Genomic DNA, 22,404 nt, shown 5'->3' with positions numbered 1-22,404 from the left:
GCGGATGGGGCGTGTCCTCGGCGATGAAGGAGGTCGGTCATGGCCGGAAGGGGTCAGGTGATCAGCAGTGGAGAGGGTTGGCGATGGTGACGTATACGGACTGGGTGTCCACCGGGCCGACGAGTTCGTCGAGGCCGTGCAGCCGCGTGAGCAGGTTCGCCTTGCAGCGCAGCACGGGTGAGTCGAGCAGCCGGACGGGCAGCGAGGTACGGAGTCGGGCCGGGCCGGAGGCGACGGTCTTCAGGAAGCGACGGAAGGCGGCGAGGAGCAGTCGCTCGTCGGCCAGTCCCTGGGAGCCGAACGCGCCGACGAGACCGAGCACGTTGTTGACGCCCAGGTAGTACGCGAGGCGTTCGTCGGCGACCTCGTCGCGGACGAAGGTGTCGCTCCGTTCCCCGATGCCGGGCAGCCGGGCGTCGAGTTGCGCGCGCCGGGACTCGCGGAAGTAGTAGCCCTGGTTGTCACGGTAGCGGCCGCCGGTGGGCCAGCCGTCGGCGTCGAGCAGGAGCAGGGTGTTCTGCTGGTGCGCCTCCAGGGCGATGCCGGCCTCACCGTCCAGCCACAGGACGGGACGCACCACGTGCTCCAGGTAGCGCAGGAACCACTCGGCGGCGACGGCTCCGCAAGGCCGGCCGGTGCGGCGGGCGATGCCGGTGACGAGCTCGGACAGCCGGGAGCTCATCCCCGGGCGTTCGCCCTCCGAGCGGTTCGCAGCGGTGCCCGGGCGGTTCGGTGAACACGGGCGCGGTGAGACGAGTCCGGCTACGCAGGACACGTCGTCCGAAGGGCTGAACGGGTTGTGGCGGATGACCACGTCCAGTCCGGGCAGCGGGGTGCCGTCCGGCCCGTCCACGGCGAGCCAGGCGGGGTCGCGCACGATGTCGAAGCCTGGATGCCCGGTCCGCCACTGCTGCCCGAGGCCACTGCGGAGCAGGCGATGGACCTCGACGCCGCGGTGGAGTTCTTTACGCAGGTTCTCTCTACGGGAGTTGGTGATGCGCAGGCCCAGAGACAGTTTGAGCATCGCGGGGGCGCCGGACCGGTAGACGGTGCGCACGGAGGAGGTGGGGTGCCAGGGCGATCCGTGCGGACCGAGGTCACGAAGCTGTCCGTTGTCCAGCAGGGCGGCGGTCTCCGGGCGGTGTCGGACGTCGCGTGCCTGCCAGGGGTGCAGGGGCAGCAGGGCGTGGCCGTCCGGCAGTGGCAGTCCGGGGCCGGCCAGGCGGGCGGTGAGGGAGGGGGCCGGGACAGGGCGGCCGCGTTCGGTCCAGCAGGAGCCGGTGGCGAGAACGGAGGGGGCGACTGCCATCCAGTGCAGGGAGAAGGACCCGCGCAGTTCGGGTGAGTACTGCCGAGCCTCGGCCTCGGAGAGGCCCTCACGGCTCTTGGGTGTCGGGTGCAGGGGATGTCCGAGGACGAGTGCTTGTTCCGCGGCCAGGAAGAGATCGGGGGTGTCGGCCGGCTGTTCCCGGCGTTCGCTGACGAAGGTGGTGACCCTGCGGAGGGAGTCGGCGACACCGGCGACAAGACCGATGCCGTCGTCGCCGACCGAGGCGACAGCGCCGGTGTTGGTGTGAGGGATGCCGCTCGGGGACGAGCCGCCAGTCGGATACTCCCTGGTGAGCAGGGCGGCGACCGTCACGGCGTCGACCACTGGGGCGTCAACGGGCGCGTAGGCCAGGCGTGGGAGGCCGAAACGGTGCCATCCCGTCGGGGACCAGTAGCGAACCGGGACGAGGAGGGCAGTGCCGCTCGCGGGGAGGGGAATGCGGAGGACGCCGTCGGAGGGGGCAGGTTGGCCGGTCTCACGAACCCAGCAGCGCAGCAGGGTTTCCACGGATGCCGAGTGGGCGACGAGGCGGGGGTCGGGATGGCTCAGGAGGTCGGTGGCAGGCCTGCCGCCGTGACTCTCCTGGACGGGCCCTGCTGCCCCGAGACGTTGACGAGGCAGCTCCGATGTCACCGACGTCCCGGGCAGTTGGGTGTCGCCGGAGGCTCCTGTCCACGTCGTGACGGGGTCCTCGGGGGCGGGGGTGGCGTTCAAAGGGGAGTACCTCGGGGGGTGCGGGCCGTGTGGAGCGGGGCGGGGGTGGCGGGGGGTGTTCCCTCGGACGAACGGGCAAGAGCGAGACCGGCGAACGGCGTCAAGGCGCGCCACGCGGCGAAGTTCGGCCCCGCTGCCGTGCCCCGCTCTGCTGGCACTGCATCGCCGCCGCCCGGATCGCGTCGGTCAAGCGGTCGAGAACTGCGGCCGCCTGTTCGTCGGTGATCGTCAGGGGCGGCAGCAGCCGCACGACGTTCGCGTGAGGGCCGCCGAGTCCGACGATGAGGCCGCGGCGCAGGCACTCCTGCTGGACCACGGACGCCAGTTCCCCGACAGCCTGTTCTTCGGCAGTCGGCCCTTGCGCCGTCAACCCCACTGCAGCCGGCCCTTCTGCAGTGGGCCCTTCTGCAGCCGGTTCTACGGCGACGGGACGCTCCGATGCCTTTGGCGGCCCCGGCTCCGTCTCCCCCGCCGCGTTCACCAGTTCCACCCCGATCATCAGCCCTCTCCCCCGCACTTCACCCACACACGCGAAGTCATCGGAGAGTGACCGCAGTTGGTGCAACATCCGCGCGCCGAGGGCCGACGCGCGCTCGGCGAGGCGGTTCTCTCGGACGTGGGCGAGGGTCGCCGTGCCTGCTGCCATGGCGAGTTGGTTGCCTCGGAAGGTGCCGGCGTGAGGAGAGGGTTCTCCGGAGTCGAGGTCGTCGCGATAGACCACGACGGCCAGCGGCAGGCTGCCGCCGATGGCCTCGGAGAGGACCATGACGTCTGGAGTCACGCCGCTGTGCTCCACCGCCCAGTAGGTGCCGGTGCGACCAACGCCTGTTTGGATCTCATCGACGATCAGCGGGACGGACCGGTCTGCCGTCAACTGCCGTACTCGTCGCAACCAGCCGTCCGGCGCGGGGAACACACTGCCGCCCTGGACGGGCTCGACGATCACGCCGGCGGGCAGTGCAGAAGCGTCGGCGCTGAACAGGTCGGGGCGGTCCTGCGCAAGAGGGAGACAGACGACGTCCGCGTCACGACCGCCGAGGTCGTTCCGCCCGGTCGCCGCACGGACCAGTTCGCTGGCCGTCCGCAACGCGTCGCTGCCGGTGGGGCCGCAGAAGCGCACGCGTGCCCGAGCGGCGAGTCCAGGGGGCAGGGTGCGGAAGAGCTCGGCGACGAAGGTGTCCTTGACGGGGGTCGCGAGGTCGAGGGCGTTGAGAGGGGCGCCGGAGTCGAGGACCTTGCGGATGGCTTCGAGGACGACGGGGTGGTTGTGCCCGAGAGCGAGGGCTCCCGCGCCGGAGAGGCAGTCCAGGTAGCGGCGGCCGTCCGCGCCCTCGACCGTCATGCCTCGCGCCCGCACCGGCACGATGGGCAGGGCCCGGGCGTACGTCCGGGCGGCGGACTCACGGACGGACTGGCGGCGCGAGAATCCTTCCCTCGCAGTGCACCCTCCCGGGATGTCGTCGTCCAGGACCGGGGCGTCCGCCCCCGGGGCAGAGCCACCCGCCCCCGTGGCAGAGCCACCCACCTCCGGGCCGGTGCCCTCCACTCGCGGGCCGCCGTCGCCCCTACCCGGTGCCGTGCCGTCGACGAGACCACCGGAGACGGTCTTCACCGGCGCTTGCCCCACAGCGGCCTCCTCCGACGCACAACCCCCAAGGGTGGATTCCGTCACGACTTCCCTGACCTCCCACTGCGCACCGGCCACCAGGGACCGCGCACAGGCAGCAGACCCCGCACCGCTACCAACCCCGGACCGCTCACCCGGTTACGGGTTGCCTCAAGATCCTTTCCGTGACGGAACTGTTGCTGTTCCGTCGGGCCTCCCCCACAGCCACCGCATAGTGTGTGGTGCCGTTCCCGGACGCGGCGTGTCGGCTCGAAGTCCCCGCGCAGCAGAGCGGAGAACCGCGGCCGAGGCACCGGTTTCGTCCACGTTCGTCACCATCAGGGGGAGTCACATCATGCGATCCATCCGGCCGTCGTCCACCACACGCCGAGGGGGGAGGGCGCACCGCAGGAACTCCCCCGTGCTGTTCGCCATAGCCCTCGCCTCGGCACTCGCGCTCACCGCCACCGCCTGCGAGTCGGGTGACGCCGCGGCGGGCGGGGAGGCCTCCGCGTCCGCCACCGCCTCCGACGACGGCAAGCTCCGGATCCCGGACGACATCAGGGACCGGCTCCGCGAGCACGGGATCGACATCGACAAGTGGAAGAACGGCGCCTGGAAGAACTGGGACCGGGACGACTGGCTGCGCGAGGCCCACGAGTACGTCAACCCGATCATCGAAGGGCTGTGGAACCCGGACCGGATGCGGGAGGCGGAGGAGCCCGACCAGGGCGTCGACGAGAGCGACCTCTCCGGTGACCAGGGCGTCACGGATCCCACGCCGAGGCCGGTCCGGGCGCAGGCCGTGCCGCCGTCGTACCACGCCGCCGTGCCCACGGCCGGGAAGGTCTTCTTCGACTCCCCCAAGGGTTCGGCCGTCTGCTCGGCGACGGTGGTGAAGGACCCTGCGCACCCGGGCAAGTCCAACCTGGTGTGGACGGCGGGCCACTGTGTGCACGCGGGCAAGAAGGGCGGCTGGTACCGCAACATCGCGTTCGTGCCGTCGTACAACGACGACGGCGAGTCCGTCCAGGAACTGGAGAACGCCACCCGCGAGGACGTCGCTCCCTACGGTGTCTGGTGGGGCGACTGGGCGCAGACCTCGGACCAGTGGATCGAGCAGGGCGGTTCGACGGGCGGTGACGGCGCACCGTACGACTTCGCCGTCATCCACGTGACGCCGGAGAAGGGCAGCGGCGGCAAGTCGCTGGAGGAGACGGTCGGTTCGGCGCTGCCGGTCGACTTCAACGCTCCCGCTGTAGCGCAGGTCGAGAGCGTCACGGCGATCGGCTACCCGGCGGCGCCTCCGTACGACGGGCAGAAGCTGTACCGGTGCCAGGACCGGCCGGGACGGCTGTCGCTCACGGCATCGGACCCGACGATGTACCGGATCGGCTGCACCATGACCGGCGGTTCGTCGGGCGGGGGCTGGGTGGCGACCGGATCGGACGGCAAGCCTGCCCTGGTGTCCAACACCTCGATCGGCCCGGTGACGTCGGGCTGGCTGGCCGGACCGCGCTTGGGCGACGCGGCGAAGGGCGTGTTCGACTCGGTCAGCGAGAAGTTCGCGGACCGGTAGGCCAGGACCGGCCCAGCCCGGAGGGGGCGGGCCGCCCCGGCGGACCGACGTAGGACCGGCGCACGGGCCCCACCGCCTCAGCGGCTCACCGGCTCACCGGCCCACGGAAACCTTCACTGCCCACACAGCACCAGACAGCCCACAAGACCCATCCCTGAGCGCTCAGCACTCAGCACTCAGCACCACACACGTACGCATCAACGGGGGTCATCGCACCATGCGTTCCACACGTACGCCCGCACCGAGGCGCGGGCGGCGCACCGTTCTCGCCGCCACCGGGCTCGTCGCCGCCCTGGCGCTCACCGCTACCGCCTGTGGCGGGTCGGCGGACTCGGCGAGTGACAAGCCCGACGCCACCACCTCGCAGGCGCCGGAGGCCGGCGGCAAGGTCGAGATCCCGGCCGATCTCGCGGGCAAGCTCAAGGAGCACGGGATCGACGTCGACAAGTGGAAGAACGGCGGCTGGAAGGACTGGGACAGGGACCAGTGGCTCAGTGAGGCCAAGGACTTCGTCAACCCGGTGATCGAGGGTCTGTGGAAGCCGGAGCGGATGCAGTCCGCCGAGGAGGCCAACAAGACGGTCACGACGAAGGACGCGTCGGCCGGGCAGGGCATCAGCGATCCGGAACCGTCGCCCGTCGCCGCGCAGGCCGAGAAGACGCCGTACCACCGCAACGCGGCGCCGGTCGGCAAGGTCTTCTTCGACTCCCCCGACGGCCCGGCGGTCTGCTCCGGGACGGTGGTCAAGGACGTCAACCACCCGGGCAGGTCCAACCTGGTGTGGACGGCGGGCCACTGCGTGCACGCGGGCGGCAACGGCGGCTGGTACCGGAACATCGTGTTCGTCCCGGCCTACAACGACCTCGGCAAGTCCGAGGCGGAGCTGAGCAACGCCGACCCGACGCAGATCGCCCCGTACGGCAACTGGTGGGCGGACTGGGCCTCGACGTCGAACCAGTGGATCCAGGGCGGCTCGGAGACGGGCGGTGACGGCGCCGCGTACGACTACGCCGTGCTGCACGTGAAGCCCGAGCAGGGAGCGAAGTCCCTGGAGGAGACGGTCGGTGCCGCGCTGGACGTGGACTTCTCCGCCCCGTCCGCGGCGGAGGCCGCCAAGATGGGCGCCTGGGGCTACCCGGCCGCGCCGCCCTACAACGGCCTGAAGATGTTCAAGTGCGTCGACGTCCCCGGCCGGTTCTCGCTCAGCCCGAGCCTGCCGACGATGTACCGCATCGGCTGCACCATGACCGGCGGTTCGTCCGGCGGCGGCTGGTTCCGGGTGCTCAACGGCAAGTCGGTGCTGGTCTCCAACACCTCGATCGGCCCGGCCGACAACACCTGGCTGGCGGGCCCGCAGCTGGGCCGGGACGCCGAGGCGCTCTACCGGAACATGAGCAGCACCTACGGCGGCCGCTGACCCGCACCCACCCGTGGAGAAGGCCCGTCCCCGACAGTCCGGGGGCGGGCCTCTTCTACGCGCCGGCCGGTCAGGCGAGCGGCGCCGGGACGTACGGCGTGAGCTCCGCCGCCAGTTCCTCGTGCACCCGCACCTTGAGCAGCGTGCCCTCCGGGGTGTGCTCCTCGGAGATCACGTCGCCCTCGTCGTGGGCGCGGGCGACGAGCTTGCCGTGCGTGTACGGCACGAGCGCCTCGATCTCGACCGAGGGACGCGGCAGCTCGTTGTCGATGAGCGCGAGCAGTTCCTCGATGCCCTGGCCGGTGCGGGCCGAGACGGCCATGGACCGCTTCTCGACGCGCAGCAGCCGCTGCAGCGTCAGCGGGTCGGCCGCGTCCGCCTTGTTGATCACGACGATCTCGGGCACGTCGGTGGCGCCGACGTCCCTGATCACCTCGCGCACGGCGGCCAGCTGCTCCTCCGGGTTCGGGTGGGAGCCGTCGACCACGTGCAGGATCAGGTCGGACTCGCCGACCTCCTCCATCGTGGAGCGGAACGCCTCGACCAGGTGGTGCGGCAGGTGGCGTACGAACCCGACCGTGTCGGCGAGGGTGTAGAGCCGTCCGCTCGGGGTCTCGGCCCGGCGCACGGTCGGGTCGAGGGTCGCGAACAGGGCGTTCTCGACCAGCACGCCCGCGCCCGTGAGGCGGTTGAGCAGGGAGGACTTTCCGGCGTTGGTGTAGCCCGCGATGGCCACGGACGGCACCTTGTGGCGCTTGCGCTCCTGACGCTTGATCTCGCGGCCGGTCTTCATCTCCGCGATCTCACGGCGCATCTTCGCCATCTTCTCGCGGATCCGCCGCCGGTCCGTCTCGATCTTGGTCTCACCGGGACCACGGGTGGCGAGGCCGCCGCCCTTGCCGCCGCCCATCTGCCGGGACAGCGACTGACCCCAGCCGCGGAGCCTCGGCAGCATGTACTGCATCTGCGCGAGCGCGACCTGCGCCTTGCCCTCTCGGGACTTGGCGTGCTGGGCGAAGATGTCCAGGATCAGGGCCGTACGGTCGATGACCTTGACCTTGACGACGTCTTCGAGGTGGATGAGCTGGCCCGGGCTGAGCTCACCGTCGCAGATGACGGTGTCCGCGCCGGACTCGAGGACGATGTCCCGCAGCTCCTCGGCCTTGCCGGAGCCGATGTACGTGGCCGCGTCGGGCTTGTCGCGGCGCTGGATCACGCCGTCGAGCACCAGCGCGCCCGCCGTCTCGGCGAGGGCGGCGAGCTCCGCGAGGGAGTTCTCCGCGTCCTGGGCGGTTCCGGAGGTCCAGACGCCGACGAGCACGACCCGCTCCAGGCGGAGCTGGCGGTACTCGACCTCGGTGACGTCCTCGAGCTCGGTGGACAGGCCCGCCACGCGGCGCAGGGCCGCGCGCTCGGAGCGGTCGAACTGGTCGCCGTCCCGCTCTCCGTCGATCTCGTGGCTCCAGGCGACGTCCTCTTCCATCAGGGCATCGGCCCGAAGACCCTCGGGGTGGCTGTGCGCGAAGCGCTTGGTGTCCTGGGAAGGGGAAGAAGAGGAGGTCATTGGATCCTTACGTAGCTGGGAAACCGATGTCGGCGACGGAGAGCCGGGGGCTGGTCCGTCACTGTGCACAACGCATGGGCACTCCGGGAGATTCCCGGCGCCCCGCCCCGCGCCGCGCCGACCTGAAGATGGTCGCACGGCACGGGGCGTCTCGTCACCGTGTTATCGCGCGCCTCCCCCGGCGGAAACGACGGACGCGGCGGGCTCGGCAGACGCGGCGGGCTTTCCGGGCTCCTCCGGCTTCCAGTCCGGGTGCCCGGGCATCGGCGGCGTCTTCTCGCCGTACAGCCAGCCCTGGAAGAAGGCGTCCAGGTCACGTCCGGAGATCTCGGTGGCGAGCCGGACGAAGTCCTGCGTGCCGGCCGTGCCGTCCCGGTGGCGGCTCACCCACGCGCGCTGGAGACTTTCGAACGCCGGGCGGCCGATCTCCTGGCGCAGGGCGTAGAGGACGAGCGCGGCGCCGTCGTAGACGTTGGGACGGAAGATGTCGGTCTTGTGGCCGGGCTCGGGTGCCTTGGGGGCGGCGGGCGGTCCGCCGGCCTCGCGCCAGCGGTCGGAGGCGCCGTAGGCGAGTTTCATCCGGTCCCGCATCGGCTTTCCGGCCTGTTCCTCGGCGTAGAGCGCCTCGTACCAGGTGGCGTGCCCCTCGTTGAGCCACAGGTCGGACCAGGTGCGGGGGGTGACGCTGTCGCCGAACCACTGGTGGGCCAGTTCGTGGACCATGATCGACTCGACGTACCAGGCGGGGTAGACGGGCTCGGTGAACAGTTCCCGTTCGAAGAGGGAGAGTGTCTGGGTCTCCAGTTCGAAGCCGGTGGAGGCGTCGGCCGCGAGGACGCCGTAGGTCTCGAAGGGGTAGCGGCCGACCTTGTTCTCCATCCAGGCGATCTGCGCGGGGGTCTTCTCCAGCCAGGGCTCCAGCGCCTCGCGGTACCGGGTGGGGACGACGTCCCGCACGGGCAGTCCGTGCGGGCCGGTGCGGTGCAGCACCGTGGAGCGGCCGATGGAGACCTGGGTGAGCTCGGTGGCCATGGGGTGCCGGGTGCGGTACGTCCACGTGGTCTGCCCGCCGGACCGGTCCACCCCGGCGGGCAGACCGTTGGCCACGGCCGTGTGGCCGTCGGGCGCGGTGACCCGGATGGTGAACATGGCCTTGTCGGAGGGGTGGTCGTTGCAGGGGAACACCAGGTGGGCGGCGTCGGCCTGGTTGGCCATGGCGAGGCCGTCACCGGTGCGCACCCAGCCGCCCTCGCGGCCCTCGGCGGGCACGGGGTCGCTGGTGTGGCGCACGGTGATGCGCATCCAGTTGTCGTCCGACACGGAGTCCTCGGGCGTGATCACCAGGTCCTCGCCGGCGCTGCGGAACCGCGCGGGGTCCCCGTCGACCTCGACCGACTCGACCTTGCCGTGCGCGAAGTCCAGGTTGATCCGGTCCAGGTCAGCGGTGGTCCAGGCGTCGATGGTGGTGACGGCCCGCAGCGGCTCGCTGTTCGTGCCGGGGTAGGTGAAGGACAGGTCGTAGGAGGCGACGTCGTAGCCGGGGTTGCCCAGATACGGGAAGAGGCGGTCGCCGACGCCGAGCGGGACTGCGGGGGCGCTGGCGGCGACGAGGCACACGGAGACGGCCGAGGCGAGCAGGGCGGCGGACGTCCGCCGGTGTGTGGGGGAAGAGGGCGTGAGGGGCATGCCTCACGGCTATCAGCGCCCGCGTGCGCGGCACGGGCGACGCGCGTCCGGCCCACCCGAACCGGGGACCGGGGCCTGCGCCGCCTGCCGTCTCAGCTGCTCTGCGTCTGCGGCTGGGCCCGGCTCACGTCGTACACCCCGGCCACGTTCCGCATCGCGCGCATCAGGACCGGGAGGTGGGCCGCGTCCGGGAGCTGCACGGTGTAGGTGTGCCGGACCTGCTGCTGGGTCGGGGGTTCGACGGTCGCGGAGACGATCTCGGCTCCTTCGAGGGCCATGGCCTCGGTGAGGTCGGCGAGCAGATGGGGACGGACGAACGATTCGGCGACCAGCGTGACCCGGCACTCGGTGGCCTCACCCCAGCGCACGCCGACCTCCGCACGCCCCCCGTCTTTCATGCGCGCCACCGCCGCGCACTCCACGCGGTGCACCGTGACCGCTCCCCCGCGTACCGCGAATCCGGTGATCTCGTCGGGCGGCACGGGCGTACAGCACCGGGCGAGCCGTACGGTCGCGTCCGGCAGGTCGTCCGTGAGGACGTCGCCGCCGGCGGCGCGGGTGCCGGGCTGCTCGGGGCCCGAGGCGGCCGGTGTGTCCGTACCGGACGGGTCGGCGGGTCGGGACTGGGTCGCTCGATCCGTGGCGGGCCGTGGCGCGGCGGGCAGCCGTCCTCGCGCTGAACGGCTCAACCGATCCCCCGAGGGCCGGTCGGTCTCGACGGTCCGGGCCTCGTGCTCCTGGGCCTCGGCCTGGTCCGGGTGGGCGGCCAGCCACCGCTGGATGGCGATTCGGGCCGCGGGCGTGTGGGCGTGCTCCAGCCACTCCCGGGAGGGCTCGGAGGCGGGGTCCTGGCCCATGAGGAGCTGGACGGTGTCGCCGTCCCTCAGCACGGTGGAGAGCGTCGCCAGCCGGCCGTTGACGCGGGCGCCGATGCAGGCGTGCGCGTCCTCCCCGTACTGCGCGTAGGCGGCGTCCACGCAGGTCGCGCCCTCGGGCAGGCCGAGCGTGCCGCCGTCGGGCCGGAAGACGGTGATCTCGCGGTCCTGGGCGAGGTCCTCGCGCAGGGTCGACCAGAAGTGGTCGGGGTCGGGTGCGGCCTCCTGCCAGTCGAGGAGCCGGGAGAGCCAGCCGGGGCGGGTGGGGTCGACGCGCTCACCGTCGGCCGGGTCGTCGGGGGCGGGGGCGTAGGGGTTGCCGAGGGCGACGACGCCGGCCTCGGCGACCTTGTGCATCTGGTGGGTGCGGATGAGGACTTCGACGACCTGGCCGTCCGCGCGGGCGACTGCCGTGTGCAGCGACTGGTAGAGGTTGAACTTCGGTACGGCGATGAAGTCCTTGAACTCGGAGACCACCGGCGTCATACAGGTGTGCAGCTCGCCCAGGACGCCGTAGCAGTCGGCGTCCTCGTTCACCAGGACGAGCAGGCGGCCGAAGTCGGAGCCGCGCAGCCGGCCGCGCTTGCGGGAGACGCGGTGCACGGAGACGAAGTGGCGTGGGCGGATGAGGACTTCGGCTGTGATGCCCGCCTCGCGCAGCACGGCGCGCACCTCGTCGGCGACCTCGGCGAGCGGGTCGTCGGCGCGGTCGGCGTTGCGGACGATCAGCTCCCTGGTGTGCGCGTACTCCTCGGGGTGCAGGATCGCGAACACCAGGTCCTCGAGTTCGGTCTTGAGCGCCTGGACACCGAGCCGTTCGGCGAGCGGGATGAGCACGTCACGTGTCACCTTGGCGATGCGCTCCTGTTTCTCGGGGCGCATGACGCCGAGGGTGCGCATGTTGTGCAGCCGGTCGGCGAGTTTGATCGACATGACGCGGACGTCGTTGCCGGTGGCGACGAGCATCTTGCGGAACGTCTCCGGCTCGGCGGCGGCGCCGTAGTCGACCTTCTCCAGCTTGGTGACGCCGTCGACCAGGTAGCGGACCTCCTCGCCGAACTGCTCGCGCACCTGGTCGAGCGTCACGTCCGTGTCCTCGACCGTGTCGTGGAGCAGGGATGCGGTCAACGTCGTGGTCTCCGCGCCGAGTTCGGCGAGGATCAGGGTCACGGCGAGCGGGTGCGTGATGTACGGCTCGCCGCTCTTGCGCATCTGGCCGCGGTGCGAGGACTCGGCCAGGATGTAGGCGCGGCGCAGCGGTTCGAGGTCCGCGTCGGGGTGGTGCGCGCGGTGGGCCTCGACGACGTGGCTGATGGCGTCGGGCAGCCGGCCCCGGGCGGCGGGGCCGAGCAGCGCGGCTCTGCCGAGGCGGCGCAGGTCGATCCGGGGGCGGGCCTTTCTGCGCGGCGCTGTCGGCGTCACCGGCCCCGACACCGCGCCCGGCATCGGGCCTGGGGTCACGGGATTCGTGGCCTCCGCACTCATGGGCACCTCCGGCTGCGTCAACCGGCGGACGGGGTGCCCCAGGGCGGACACGGCTCAGGGGCGGCTTCGGTCCCCCGTCCGGGCCGGTGCTTGATGCTATCGAGCCCACCACGCGTGGCTGACCGCCTCTCGCCGAGCGTGAAACTGATCACCCATTCGAGGGACGAATGTGAGGTTTGCACCCGAGTGCAAGGTGACCAGAGTGCTCATGTTCCCGCCAAGTGGCTTGTTCCGTACGGCGTTTTCGGGTCGGATGGTCCGCCGGACAGTGGCGCCGCCTCACCCTTGCGGGACGGCCTGCAGCCAGTCCGCGTCGATCTCGCCCTCGGCCACGATCACCGCCGGGCCGGTCATCTCGATCTCGCCGTCGGGGCGCTCGGTGATCACGAGGGTGCCGCCGGGGACGTCCACGGTGTACGTCACCGGCGTGCCGGTGACCGCGGGGTCGGCGCCGTCGCGGCGGGCGGTGGCCACGGCGACGGCGCACGCGCCCGTGCCGCACGAGCGGGTCTCGCCGGAGCCGCGCTCGTGCACGCGCAGCGCGACGTGCCGGGGGCCGCGGTCGACGACGAACTCGACGTTCACCCCGTCCGGGTAGACGGAGGCCGGGCTGACGGGCGGCGGGGCGTACAGGTCGCCGGCGTGCGCCAGGTCGTCGACGAAGGCGACCGCGTGCGGGTTGCCCATGTTCACGTTCCGCGCGGGCCAGCTGCGCTCGCCGACGCTCACGGTGACCTCGTCGCCGGGGAGCAGCGCCTTGCCCATGCCGACGGTGATGTCGCCGTCCTTGGCGAGGTGCACCGTCTTCACGCCTCCGCGGGTGGCGACCGCGAGGTCCCCCTCGGTCACGTGGCCGGCGCGCTGGAGGTAGCGTGCGAAGACCCGCACGCCGTTGCCGCACATCTCCGCGACCGAGCCGTCGCCGTTGCGGTAGTCCATGAACCACTCCGCCTCGGCCGCCATGCTCCTGGCCTCGGGGTGCGCGGCGGAGCGCACCACGTGCAGCAGTCCGTCACCGCCGATGCCCGCGCGGCGGTCGCACAGGGCGGCGACGGCGGCCGGGGGCAGGTCGATGGTGTTCTCCGGGTCCGGGACGATCACGAAGTCGTTCTCGGTGCCGTGCCCCTTGAGGAAGGCGATCCGCGTGCTCATGCCCCGATCGTACGGCGCGCGCCGCGGGGAGGGCGGGGCGGATTCGTCGTGGGTGTGGGGGTGCCTTGCGGAGTGGGTGCGTCGTGGAGTGGGGCGCCTCGTGGAGTGGGGCGCTTCGCGGCGCGGGGTGCTTCGGGGCTTGCCGCGCGGCTCCCCGCGCTCCTGACGGGCACCTTCAGCGGAGCCGGGCCACCCGCCACACGGCCAGGACGACCACTGCGGCCACCATCACCGCGTACGCGAGGACGACCCGCCAGTCCCCTCTGCGGCCGGAGCCCCTGGCCGGGAGGCCGGGCCAGGTGTAGCCGACGCGGCGGGCCGCCATCATTCCCCAGCCGGCCGCGCAGGAGCAGATCAGCAGGCCGAGCATGGCGATGACGGCCCCGCTGTCGCCGAAGTCGAAGGCGAGCGGGAACGCGAACATCAGGGAACCGAGTGCCGCGAGTCCGACGATGGGCGCGAGCTGCCAGATGCGCAGCCGGCGCTGCGGGCGCAGCTCGACCTCGACCTCGCCCGCGAACATCTCGTCGGGCTCGGGGCCGTCGTCCGTCACACTCGGCGTCTCGTCGGGGCCGTCGGAGCTGAGGCGGTCCGACTCCTCCTCCGGTCCGTCCTCGTGCTCCGGCACGTCCCGCTCGGCGGTGATGTGATCGGTGCTTTGTGCGGTGTCGCGAGGGCCGGCCTCCATCGCCACGCGCCCTCCCAACTAGGACTCAACTCGGTCGATCGAAGCTCGATGATGGCACGCCGCCGAAGGGCCGGATGACGGCCTGGGCGTCCCGATGCCATGACGTGATCAGGCTGTAACCGGTCGTTCGACCAAGGACAGTGCGAGCTGCGGAAGTTCCGTGAGATCGGCCGCAGCCCCACTCAACCAGTGCACCCGTGGATCGCGCCTGAACCATGAATCCTGACGGCGCGCGAAGCGCTTGGTGGCACGGACGGTCTCGGTCCGCGCCTGCTCCATCGTGCACTCCCCGGCGAGCGCCGCGAGGACCTGCTGGTAGCCGAGCGCGCGCGAGGCCGTACGCCCTTCGCGCAACCCCTGCGCCTCCAGTGCCCGCACCTCGTCCACGAGTCCGGCGTCCCACATCCGGTCGACCCGGCGCGCGATGCGCTCGTCCAACTCGGGGCGGGCCACGTCGACGCCGATCTGGAGGGTGTCGTAGACCGAGTCGTGGCCGGGGAGGTTGGCGGTGAAGGGCTTGCCGGTGATCTCGATGACCTCAAGTGCCCGCACGACCCGGCGTCCGTTGCTCGGCAGGATGGCGCGGGCCGCCTCGGGGTCGGCGGCGGCCAGCCGGGCGTGCAGCGCGCCCGAGCCGCGCAGGGTGAGCTCCTCCTCCAGCCGGGCCCGGACCTCGGGGTCGGTGCCGGGGAACTCCAGGTTGTCGACGGCTCCCCGGACGTACAGCCCCGAACCGCCGACCAGGATCGGCCAGCGGCCCTCGGCGAGCAGCGCGTCGATCCGCTCACGGGCAAGGCGCTGGTACTCGGCGACGGACGCGGTGACGGTGACGTCCCAGATGTCCAGGAGGTGGTGCGGGACTCCGCCGCGCTCCTCGGGCGTCAGCTTGGCGGTGCCGATGTCCATCCCTCGGTAGAGCTGCATGGAGTCGGCGTTGACGACCTCACCGCCGAGCCGCTGGGCCAGGAAGACGCCCAGATCGGACTTTCCGGCCGCAGTTGGACCGACGACGGCGATGACGCGGGGGGCGGGGGGTGCACTGCTCACCGCCCCAGTCTCGCAAACCTCGGACCCCACTCTCGAACGAGTTACGTGACGCCACCGCCCCGGGGTCGTTGCCCGTTGCGAGGTTCCTGCCGCCGGATCGCAGAGGCGGCGACCCGGGCCGCGCAAACGGACGCACCGGGCGACGCGGGATTTCGCCCGCACGAGTAACGTATGGAGTGGATATGGGCGTTTTTGCACGCATTCTTCGGCGGTCCAAGGCCACGGAGGAGGCGCCTGCCGCCGAGGCCGGCAACGACGCGGCGAAGACCGGATCCGAGAAGGAGGAGGCGGCGGCGACCGCCGAGGCCAAGACGGCCGAGGGAGCATCGGAGGCCGCCGAGCCGGCGGCCAAGGGCGCCGAGGGCGCCGACGGCGAAGGCGTCGACATCCCCAAGCAGCAGTCCACCGACAAGGCGGCCGACAACGAGGCCGGTGAGGGCGCCCGTACGTGACCGCCCCGCGCGAGGGAAGGTGAACCATGGGTCTTCTGGCCAACGTGAAGGCCAAGCTGGGCCCGGCGAAGGGCAAGGTCTCGCACCTCGCGCAGCGGCACGAGGACAAGATCCAGCACGGTCTCGACAAGGCCGCACAGGTCGTCGACAAGAGGACCAAGGGCCGGTACAGCGACAGGATCCAGTCGGGCACGGGCAAGGCCAAGGGCGCCATGGTCCGATTCGCGCACCAGGGCGGCGCCGTACCGGACGGGGGCGGCACCACCCCGCCGCCGGGCACGGCCACCCCGCCGGCGGGCGGAGCGACCCCACCGGCGGGCGGGGCGACCCAGCAGCCGCGTGGGGCGCCTTCGCCGGGCGGGGCGACCCAGCAGCCGCGTGGGGTAACCCAACCGCCGAGTGGAGCGACTCCGCCGCCGGATGGGATGACCCAGCCGCCGAGTGAGGCGGATCAGTCGCCGGGTGGGGAGTCGTCGAGTGGGTCGCCCCGGCCTGCGGGTGGGGACACCGCCGCCCCGCCGCCGGACGCGGGCCGTGCGGAGCCTCCGCGGGAGGCGGGTGGCCCCGCGTCGCCGGACGACGCGCCACCGCCGGTTTCCTGACCCGCGCGTCGGCACACCGAAGGGCACATCGCCGGACGGCCGTGGAGCACGAGCTCCCGGCCGTCCGGCGTTCCCGTGTCCGCCGTCCGGTCCGCGACGCGGCTACGACCACGTGGCGACGGCGTATCCCACGCCGTACGGCGCGTCCTCGAACAGCAGTGATCCCCCGAGGCCGGCACCCTCGGCAGCGCCGGCCAGCACCTGCCACGGCGCCCGGCCGGACACCTTCAGCTCCCGGGCGAGCCCGCTGTCCAGCGCCAGGAGGGCGGGCAGGTCCGCCGCGCCGAGCGCGCGTCCCACCTCCGCGTCGAAGGGGGCCGCCCGCTCGTCGAGATACCCCGGGGCCTTGAGCGTCCGGCACGCACTGGCGTCACCCATCACCAGCAGCGCGACCCGCCCCGCGCCGGTGACGAGCTGCCGTCCGGCCCGGGCGCAGTCGCCGGGCGCGAGCCGCTCCCCCACGCCGAGTCCTTCCACTGGGCCGTCGGACCACCCGTTCCGCGCCAGCAGCCAGGCGGCCACCGCCAGCGAGTACGGCAGCAGCCGCTCCGCCCCTGCGTCCCCGGCTCGTCCCAGCCGGACGTCGAGATCGACCCCGAAGCCGCGGAACGACCCCCGGCTGCCCTCCGGGTACGTCTCGGGCCCGGGGGCGTCCACCGGGCCGACGACCACCAGCCGGTCCGGACGGGCGGCGGCGAGCACGCCCAGCGCGTCCGTGCAGGCGGCACGCGCGGCGTCCAGCTCCGGAGCGGCACCCGCGGCGACCTCGGGAACCAGCAGGGGCGGGCAGGGACAGACAGCGGCGGCGACAAGCATGATCGGCAGGGTAACCCTCAGCGGACGCGATGCCGCACGGGGCGGGCAGGACCCACACCCACCCCGTCTGCGGCCACGACCTCGCTCAGTCGCAGCCGCACCCGCTCGCCGCCACCGGCAGCGGCTCCGGGACGCCGATCCTGGGCAGGCCGAGCAGGACACCCGTCGGCTGGGACGCCTTCGACGCCTTCTCGGCGTTGCGCTTCTCCCAGGCGTCGCCCGCGCGTGTGCGGCGCACGGCGAGGACGGGGCCCTCGGCGAGCAGGTGGTGCGGGGCGGCGTAGGTGATCTCGACCGTGACGACGTCGCCCGGGCGGACCTCCTGGTCCGGCTTGGTGAAGTGGACGAGGCGGTTGTCGGGGGCGCGGCCGGACAGGCGGTGGGTGGTGTCGTCCTTGCGGCCCTCGCCCTCGGCGACCATCAGCTCCAGCGTGCGGCCGACCTGCTTCTTGTTCTCCTCCCAGGAGATCTCCTCCTGGAGGGCGACCAGCCGCTCGTAGCGCTCCTGGACGACCTTCTTGGGGATCTGGCCGTCCATCTCGGCGGCCGGGGTGCCGGGCCGCTTGGAGTACTGGAAGGTGAAGGCCTGGGCGAAGCGGGCCTCGCGGACGACGTGCAGCGTCTGCTCGAAGTCCTCCTCGGTCTCGCCGGGGAAGCCCACGATGATGTCCGTGCTGATCGCGGCGTGCGGGATGGCGGCGCGGACCTTCTCGATGATGCCGAGGAAGCGCTCCTGGCGGTAGGAGCGGCGCATCGCCTTCAGGATCGGGTCGGAGCCGGACTGCAGCGGCATGTGCAGCTGCGGCATCACGTTCGGCGTCTCGGCCATGGCGGCGATGACGTCGTCGGTGAAGTCGCGCGGGTGAGGCGAGGTGAAGCGGACGCGCTCCAGGCCCTCGATCCTCCCGCAGGCCCGCAGCAGCTTGCTGAAGGCCTCGCGGTCGCCGATGTCCGAGCCGTACGCGTTGACGTTCTGCCCGAGCAGGGTGATCTCGGAGACGCCCTCGGCGACCAGGGCCTCGATCTCGGCGAGGATGTCGCCGGGGCGGCGGTCCTTCTCCTTGCCGCGCAGGGCCGGGACGATGCAGAACGTGCAGGTGTTGTTGCAGCCGACGGAGATGGAGACCCAGGCCGCGTAGGCGCTCTCGCGGCGCGTGGGCAGCGTCGAGGGGAACGCCTCCAGCGACTCGGCGATCTCGACCTGCGCCTCCTCCTGCACGCGGGCGCGCTCCAGCAGGACCGGGAGCTTGCCGATGTTGTGCGTGCCGAAGACGACGTCCACCCAGGGCGCCTTCTTCACGATGGTGTCGCGGTCCTTCTGCGCCAGGCAGCCGCCGACCGCGATCTGCATGCCGGGGCGGGCGGCCTTCTTCGGCGCGAGGTGGCCGAGGTTGCCGTACAGCTTGTTGTCGGCGTTCTCACGCACCGCGCACGTGTTGAAGACGACGACGTCCGCCTCGCCGTCGGAGCCCTCGGGGGCGCGGACGTAGCCCGCGTCCTCCAGCAGGCCGGCCAATCGCTCGGAGTCGTGGACGTTCATCTGGCACCCGTAGGTGCGTACCTCATACGTGCGCGTGCCGCCCACTGACTGGCTCCGGTCGATGCTGCTCATGGGGACAAGGGTAGGCGGTCGGCGCACATGGGTCGGCCGCCTGTGGACAACCCCGCCCGGGGCTCACGGCTCTATGAGCCCGGCCCGGATGGCGTACCGGGTCAGCTCCAGGCGGTCACGCATGCCGAGCTTCTGCAGGAGGTTGGCGCGGTGGCGTTCCACGGTCTTGGCGCTGATGAAGAGGAGTTCGCCGATCTCCTTGGAGGTGTGGCCCTCGGCGACCAGTTTGAGAATCTCCTCCTCGCGTTCGGTGATGGCCCGTTCCGGCAGGCCGTCGCCGCGGTGCAGGCGCTCCAGGTAGGAGCGGACGAGGGCCCGTTCGGCGCCCGGGTAGATGAACGGCTCGTCCCGTACGGCCGCCCGGCACGCCTCGACCAGGTCGCGATCGGCGACCGACTTGAGGACGTAGCCGCTGGCCCCGGCCCTGAGTGCCTCGAAGAAGTACTCCTCGTTGTCGTACATCGTCAGGATGAGGATGTGCAGGCCGGGCAGTCGGCGGGAGAGTTCGCGGGCGGCCTGGAGGCCGGTCATGCGGGGCATGGCCACGTCGAGGACGGCCAGGTCGACGGGGGTCTCCCGGGCCTTCGCGACGGCCTCGGCGCCGTCTCCGGCCTCGGCGACGACCGTCAGGTCCGGCTCGCCGTCCAGGATGAGGCGCACGCCCCGGCGCACCAGGGTGTGGTCGTCGGCGAGCAGGACGCGGATCGGGGCGGGCATCAGCGTGCTCCCTCCGTCACCGGCAGGCGCAGCCGCACGTCGGTGCCGCCGACCGGGGCCGGTCCGACGGTCAGGGCGGCCCCGATCAGCAGGGCACGTTCGCGCATGCCGGTGATGCCGGCGCCCTCGGCGGCGGTGCCGAGTCCCGCCCCGTTGTCGCGGACGAGGAGTTCGACGCCGTCCGGGACGGGCCGGAGCGTGAGTTCGGCGCGGTCGGCGCCGGCGTGCCGGGCGGTGTTGGTCAGGCCTTCCTGGGCCACCCGGTAGACGACGAGTTCCGCTTCCGGGGTCAGGGCGGGGAGGTCGCCGGTGACGTGGTGGCGCACGGTCAGCCCGTGCGTCGTGAACTCGCCGGCGAGCGAGCGCAGGGCGCTGGCCAGACCCAGTTCCTCCAGGACGCCCGGGCGCAGCCGCCGGGCGATCCTGCGGATCTCGTCCAGACCGGCCCGGGTCGCTTCCTGCGCCTGGCCGACCTCGTCGCGCAGGTCTCCGGGGGCCCGGTCGGCGACGCGCTTGAGCTGGAGCAGGACGGCGGTCAGGGTCTGCCCGACCTCGTCGTGGAGTTCCCGCGCGATGCGGTGCCGTTCGCTCTCCTGCGCGGACAGCGCACGGGCGGCGCCCGCGGCCCGCTCGGCCTCCAGCCGGTCGAGCATCGTGTTGTACGTCGTGATCAGCCCGGCCGTCTCCGCCGGGCCGCCGACCACCGGGCGGGAGCCGGGGCGCAGCAGGTCCGCGGTGGCCATGGCCCGGTCCAGCCGCTGCAGGGGCGCCAGGCCGAAGCGCAGCACGAGCGCGTTCCCCGCCAGCAGCAGCGCCAGGCCGCCGAGCAGCACCAGCGCCTCGCCGGCCAGGACGGGAGTGGAGACGGTGACCGGGCCGAGCAGCAGTGCGGTGGCCACGACCAGGCCGGCCGCGTTGAGCGAGAAGATCCGCCAGAACAGCGACACGTTCCTGGTTCCGCCCCTTCCGGCGCTGGCGTCCAACGCCTCCCCGGCCAGTCTCTCCGGCGACCGGCGGCTGCGTATATCCGTCACGACACCCATGTCGCCACGGTACGGCCGGATGGCAGCATGCGGACGTGGCCCGTCCGCTGTATCGACACCGTTCACGGCACCGCTCAGGGCACGGACACAGGCAAGACCGACCGGACGAACAAGGGGAAGCAACGTGTCAGCTCCGCGCCTGAGGGCGACGCCGCTGCCGGGCATCGGGGTCCAGTACGACCTGGAGACCCGCGAACACCGCCATCTGTCGGTGGTCGCGCACCGCGACGGGACGCGCACGGTGAACGTGTACCGCTCCGACGACCCCGACTCCTGTGCGCAGTCCCTGCGGCTGACCAGCTCCGAGGCTGGTTCGCTGATCGACGCGCTGATGCCGTCCCACCACAGCCCCAGTCTGCTGTACACCACGGACCTGGGACTCGTCGCCGAGCGGATCGAGGTGGCCGCGACCTCGCGCTGGAACGGACGGGTCCTGGGCGACACCCGGATGCGGACCGACACGGGCGCGTCGGTGGTGGCGGTGCTGCGCCGGGCCGAGGCCATCCCGTCGCCGGCGCCGGACTTCCGGCTGGCGGGCGGTGACACCCTGATCGTCGTCGGCACGCGCGAGGGCGTCGACGCGGCCGCGACGATACTCGGGCGGGAGTGAACCGGTGCACTCCGCGGTCCTGCTCATCGAGTTCGGTTCCATCATCCTCGGCCTCGGCCTGCTCGGGCGGTTCGCCGCCCGCTTCCAGCTCTCGCCGATACCCCTGTACCTCCTCGCCGGGCTGGCCTTCGGCGAGGGCGGTCTGCTGCCGCTGGGCGCGAGCGAGGAGTTCATCGCCACGGGCGCGGAGATCGGCGTCATCCTGCTGCTGCTGATGCTGGGCCTGGAGTACACGGCGAGCGATCTGGTCTCCAACCTCAAGACGCACTATCCGTCCGGTCTGGTCGACTGCGCGCTCAACGCCCTGCCCGGGGCGGCGGTGGCGCTGCTGCTCGGCTGGGGGCCGGTGGCCGCGGTCGTCCTGGCCGGTGTCACCTGGATCTCCTCGTCCGGCGTGATCGCGAAGGTGCTCGGTGACCTGGGCCGGGTCGGCAACCGGGAGACGCCGGTGATCCTCAGCGTGCTGGTGCTGGAGGATCTGGCGATGGCCGTGTACCTGCCGATCGTCACGGCGCTGGTGGCGGGCGCCGGGCTGCTGGCCGGCAGCGTGACCCTGGCGATCGCGCTGGGCGCGGCGGGCCTCGTGCTGTTCCTGGCCCTGCGCTACGGGCGGGTCATCTCGCGGTTCGTCTCCAGCGACGACCCGGAGAAGCTGCTGCTGGTCGTGCTGGGCCTGACGATCCTGGTCGCGGGCGTGGCCCAGCAGTTGCAGGTGTCGGCGGCGGTGGGCGCCTTCCTGGTCGGCATCGCGCTGTCCGGGGAGGTGGCGGAGGGGGCGCACACGCTGCTGAGTCCGCTGCGCGACCTGTTCGCCGCGGTCTTCTTCGTCTTCTTCGGCCTGCACACCGACCCGTCGAGCATCCCGCCGGTCCTGCTGCCGGCGCTGGGCCTGGCCGTCGTCACCGCGCTGACGAAGATCGCCACGGGCTACTGGGCGGCCCGGCGAGCCGGGATCTCCGTCAAGGGCCGCTGGCGGGCGGGGGGCGCACTGGTCGCCCGCGGCGAGTTCTCGATCGTCATCGCGGGCCTCGCGGTCGCCGCCGGCATCGAGCCGTCCCTCGGCCCGCTGGCCACGGCGTACGTCCTGATCCTGGTCGTCCTGGGGCCGCTCACCGCGCGGTACACGGAGCCGGTGGCGACCTGGTGGGGGCGGCGCCGCGAGCGGGGCCGGCCGGAGCCGGGGCCAGAGCCGGAGCCGGGGCCGACGCCCCGGGCCACGGAGACGGAGGCACCGGTGGCCGACTGAGGGGCCGGGGGGGCGGAGGACTGGTCCGGCGCCCGGCCCCCCCCCGGCCGGCGCCGAGGTCACTCACCCCCGCCCGGCTCCCACCCCTGCTTCCGCAGCACCCCGCGCACGTCCGGTGCCTCGTAGTGCTCCCCCTTGAGGACCTTGCCGTCGGCGCGGCGGG

The 22,404-nt window shown here is 72.3% G+C and carries 18 protein-coding genes; 6 read left to right on the top strand and 12 right to left on the bottom strand.

Features of this window, described 5'->3' with window-relative positions:
* Positions 1 to 61: 61 nt before the first annotated feature.
* Together RIN80_RS14675 and RIN80_RS14670 are read right to left on the bottom strand one after the other, a co-directional pair.
* Positions 62 to 2,044, bottom strand: coding sequence for an IucA/IucC family protein (locus RIN80_RS14675; protein WP_375141701.1), 1,983 nt, complete (start codon positions 2,042 to 2,044; stop codon positions 62 to 64).
* Between the two features lie 100 nt (positions 2,045 to 2,144).
* On the bottom strand, positions 2,145 to 3,512 hold the full coding sequence (locus RIN80_RS14670; RefSeq protein WP_309096028.1) for an aminotransferase class III-fold pyridoxal phosphate-dependent enzyme: 1,368 nt from the start codon (positions 3,510 to 3,512) through the stop codon (positions 2,145 to 2,147).
* A 493-nt stretch (positions 3,513 to 4,005) separates the two neighbouring features.
* Between RIN80_RS14670 and RIN80_RS14665 the strand changes: the two genes are divergently transcribed.
* Positions 4,006 to 5,229: a hypothetical protein gene (locus RIN80_RS14665; protein WP_309096022.1), complete on the top strand. Its 1,224-nt coding sequence runs from the start codon at positions 4,006 to 4,008 to the stop codon at positions 5,227 to 5,229.
* Positions 5,230 to 5,446: 217 nt separating this feature from the next.
* Complete coding sequence (locus RIN80_RS14660) at positions 5,447 to 6,646, top strand: hypothetical protein (RefSeq protein WP_309096021.1); 1,200 nt, start codon at positions 5,447 to 5,449, stop codon at positions 6,644 to 6,646.
* A gap of 70 nt (positions 6,647 to 6,716) precedes the next feature.
* On the opposite strand, the gene hflX is transcribed toward RIN80_RS14660, so the two are convergent.
* From hflX to miaA, 6 genes are all read right to left on the bottom strand, one after another.
* Entirely contained in the window at positions 6,717 to 8,210 is a 1,494-nt protein-coding gene (gene hflX, locus RIN80_RS14655) for a GTPase HflX (RefSeq protein ID WP_094053850.1), read from the bottom strand.
* Between the two features lie 162 nt (positions 8,211 to 8,372).
* On the bottom strand, positions 8,373 to 9,896 hold the full coding sequence (locus RIN80_RS14650) for a M1 family metallopeptidase (protein ID WP_309096020.1): 1,524 nt from the start codon (positions 9,894 to 9,896) through the stop codon (positions 8,373 to 8,375).
* Between the two features lie 92 nt (positions 9,897 to 9,988).
* On the bottom strand, positions 9,989 to 12,256 hold the full coding sequence (locus tag RIN80_RS14645; RefSeq protein ID WP_309096019.1) for an HD domain-containing protein: 2,268 nt from the start codon (positions 12,254 to 12,256) through the stop codon (positions 9,989 to 9,991).
* Positions 12,257 to 12,535: 279 nt separating this feature from the next.
* A complete protein-coding gene (gene dapF / locus RIN80_RS14640) occupies positions 12,536 to 13,408 on the bottom strand; it encodes a diaminopimelate epimerase (RefSeq protein WP_309096018.1) in 873 nt (290 codons plus the stop codon).
* A 175-nt stretch (positions 13,409 to 13,583) separates the two neighbouring features.
* The gene (locus RIN80_RS14635; RefSeq protein WP_309096017.1) at positions 13,584 to 14,096 is read right to left on the bottom strand and encodes a hypothetical protein; all 513 of its coding nucleotides are present in this window, start codon (positions 14,094 to 14,096) and stop codon (positions 13,584 to 13,586) included.
* 108 nt (positions 14,097 to 14,204) lie between these two features.
* Positions 14,205 to 15,143: a tRNA (adenosine(37)-N6)-dimethylallyltransferase MiaA gene (miaA, locus tag RIN80_RS14630; RefSeq protein WP_309096016.1), complete on the bottom strand. Its 939-nt coding sequence runs from the start codon at positions 15,141 to 15,143 to the stop codon at positions 14,205 to 14,207.
* Between the two features lie 182 nt (positions 15,144 to 15,325).
* Here miaA and RIN80_RS14625 point away from each other — a divergent pair, with 182 nt between their 5' ends.
* Both RIN80_RS14625 and RIN80_RS26570 read left to right on the top strand, forming a co-directional pair.
* Complete coding sequence (locus RIN80_RS14625) at positions 15,326 to 15,595, top strand: hypothetical protein (protein ID WP_309096015.1); 270 nt, start codon at positions 15,326 to 15,328, stop codon at positions 15,593 to 15,595.
* A 26-nt stretch (positions 15,596 to 15,621) separates the two neighbouring features.
* Complete coding sequence (locus tag RIN80_RS26570) at positions 15,622 to 16,197, top strand: Rv0909 family putative TA system antitoxin (protein WP_375141700.1); 576 nt, start codon at positions 15,622 to 15,624, stop codon at positions 16,195 to 16,197.
* Positions 16,198 to 16,299: 102 nt separating this feature from the next.
* Here RIN80_RS26570 and RIN80_RS14615 read toward each other — a convergent pair whose 3' ends face one another.
* The 4 genes from RIN80_RS14615 to RIN80_RS14600 form a co-directional block, all read right to left on the bottom strand.
* Complete coding sequence (locus RIN80_RS14615; protein WP_309096014.1) at positions 16,300 to 17,013, bottom strand: class III extradiol dioxygenase subunit B-like domain-containing protein; 714 nt, start codon at positions 17,011 to 17,013, stop codon at positions 16,300 to 16,302.
* Positions 17,014 to 17,098: 85 nt separating this feature from the next.
* On the bottom strand, positions 17,099 to 18,625 hold the full coding sequence (miaB, locus tag RIN80_RS14610) for a tRNA (N6-isopentenyl adenosine(37)-C2)-methylthiotransferase MiaB (protein WP_309096013.1): 1,527 nt from the start codon (positions 18,623 to 18,625) through the stop codon (positions 17,099 to 17,101).
* Between the two features lie 63 nt (positions 18,626 to 18,688).
* The gene (locus RIN80_RS14605; protein WP_309096012.1) at positions 18,689 to 19,342 is read right to left on the bottom strand and encodes a response regulator transcription factor; all 654 of its coding nucleotides are present in this window, start codon (positions 19,340 to 19,342) and stop codon (positions 18,689 to 18,691) included.
* On the bottom strand, positions 19,342 to 20,385 hold the full coding sequence (locus RIN80_RS14600; protein WP_309096011.1) for a sensor histidine kinase: 1,044 nt from the start codon (positions 20,383 to 20,385) through the stop codon (positions 19,342 to 19,344). The genes RIN80_RS14605 and RIN80_RS14600 overlap by 1 nt, the downstream gene beginning before the upstream one ends.
* A 124-nt stretch (positions 20,386 to 20,509) precedes the next feature.
* Here RIN80_RS14600 and RIN80_RS14595 point away from each other — a divergent pair, with 124 nt between their 5' ends.
* On the top strand, positions 20,510 to 20,995 hold the full coding sequence (locus RIN80_RS14595; RefSeq protein ID WP_309096010.1) for a TrkA C-terminal domain-containing protein: 486 nt from the start codon (positions 20,510 to 20,512) through the stop codon (positions 20,993 to 20,995).
* Between the two features lie 4 nt (positions 20,996 to 20,999).
* Positions 21,000 to 22,241 carry a cation:proton antiporter gene (locus RIN80_RS14590; RefSeq protein WP_309096009.1) on the top strand — a complete coding sequence of 414 codons (1,242 nt, stop codon included), beginning with the start codon at positions 21,000 to 21,002 and terminating at the stop codon, positions 22,239 to 22,241.
* Positions 22,242 to 22,404 lie beyond the last annotated feature (163 nt).

Source organism: Streptomyces sp. (assembly GCF_031181705.1).
Classification (GTDB): domain Bacteria; phylum Actinomycetota; class Actinomycetes; order Streptomycetales; family Streptomycetaceae; genus Streptomyces.
Note: the sequence above shows the minus strand (reverse complement) of the source record. Positions and strands in the feature narration are given on the sequence as shown.

What these genes read in the sequence shown, in the direction of transcription:
- RIN80_RS14625 (WP_309096015.1), top strand. Translation starts at nt 15,326, where the DNA reads ATGGGCGTTTTTGCACGCATTCTTCGGCGGTCCAAGGCCACGGAGGAG.
- RIN80_RS14615 (WP_309096014.1), bottom strand. Translation starts at nt 17,013, where the DNA reads ATGCTTGTCGCCGCCGCTGTCTGTCCCTGCCCGCCCCTGCTGGTTCCC.
- dapF (WP_309096018.1), bottom strand. Translation starts at nt 13,408, where the DNA reads ATGAGCACGCGGATCGCCTTCCTCAAGGGGCACGGCACCGAGAACGAC.
- miaB (WP_309096013.1), bottom strand. Translation starts at nt 18,625, where the DNA reads ATGAGCAGCATCGACCGGAGCCAGTCAGTGGGCGGCACGCGCACGTAT.
- RIN80_RS14605 (WP_309096012.1), bottom strand. Translation starts at nt 19,342, where the DNA reads ATGCCCGCCCCGATCCGCGTCCTGCTCGCCGACGACCACACCCTGGTG.
- hflX (WP_094053850.1), bottom strand. Translation starts at nt 8,210, where the DNA reads ATGACCTCCTCTTCTTCCCCTTCCCAGGACACCAAGCGCTTCGCGCAC.
- RIN80_RS26570 (WP_375141700.1), top strand. Translation starts at nt 15,622, where the DNA reads ATGGGTCTTCTGGCCAACGTGAAGGCCAAGCTGGGCCCGGCGAAGGGC.
- RIN80_RS14665 (WP_309096022.1), top strand. Translation starts at nt 4,006, where the DNA reads ATGCGATCCATCCGGCCGTCGTCCACCACACGCCGAGGGGGGAGGGCG.
- RIN80_RS14600 (WP_309096011.1), bottom strand. Translation starts at nt 20,385, where the DNA reads ATGGGTGTCGTGACGGATATACGCAGCCGCCGGTCGCCGGAGAGACTG.
- RIN80_RS14645 (WP_309096019.1), bottom strand. Translation starts at nt 12,256, where the DNA reads ATGAGTGCGGAGGCCACGAATCCCGTGACCCCAGGCCCGATGCCGGGC.
- RIN80_RS14650 (WP_309096020.1), bottom strand. Translation starts at nt 9,896, where the DNA reads ATGCCCCTCACGCCCTCTTCCCCCACACACCGGCGGACGTCCGCCGCC.
- RIN80_RS14660 (WP_309096021.1), top strand. Translation starts at nt 5,447, where the DNA reads ATGCGTTCCACACGTACGCCCGCACCGAGGCGCGGGCGGCGCACCGTT.
- RIN80_RS14635 (WP_309096017.1), bottom strand. Translation starts at nt 14,096, where the DNA reads ATGGAGGCCGGCCCTCGCGACACCGCACAAAGCACCGATCACATCACC.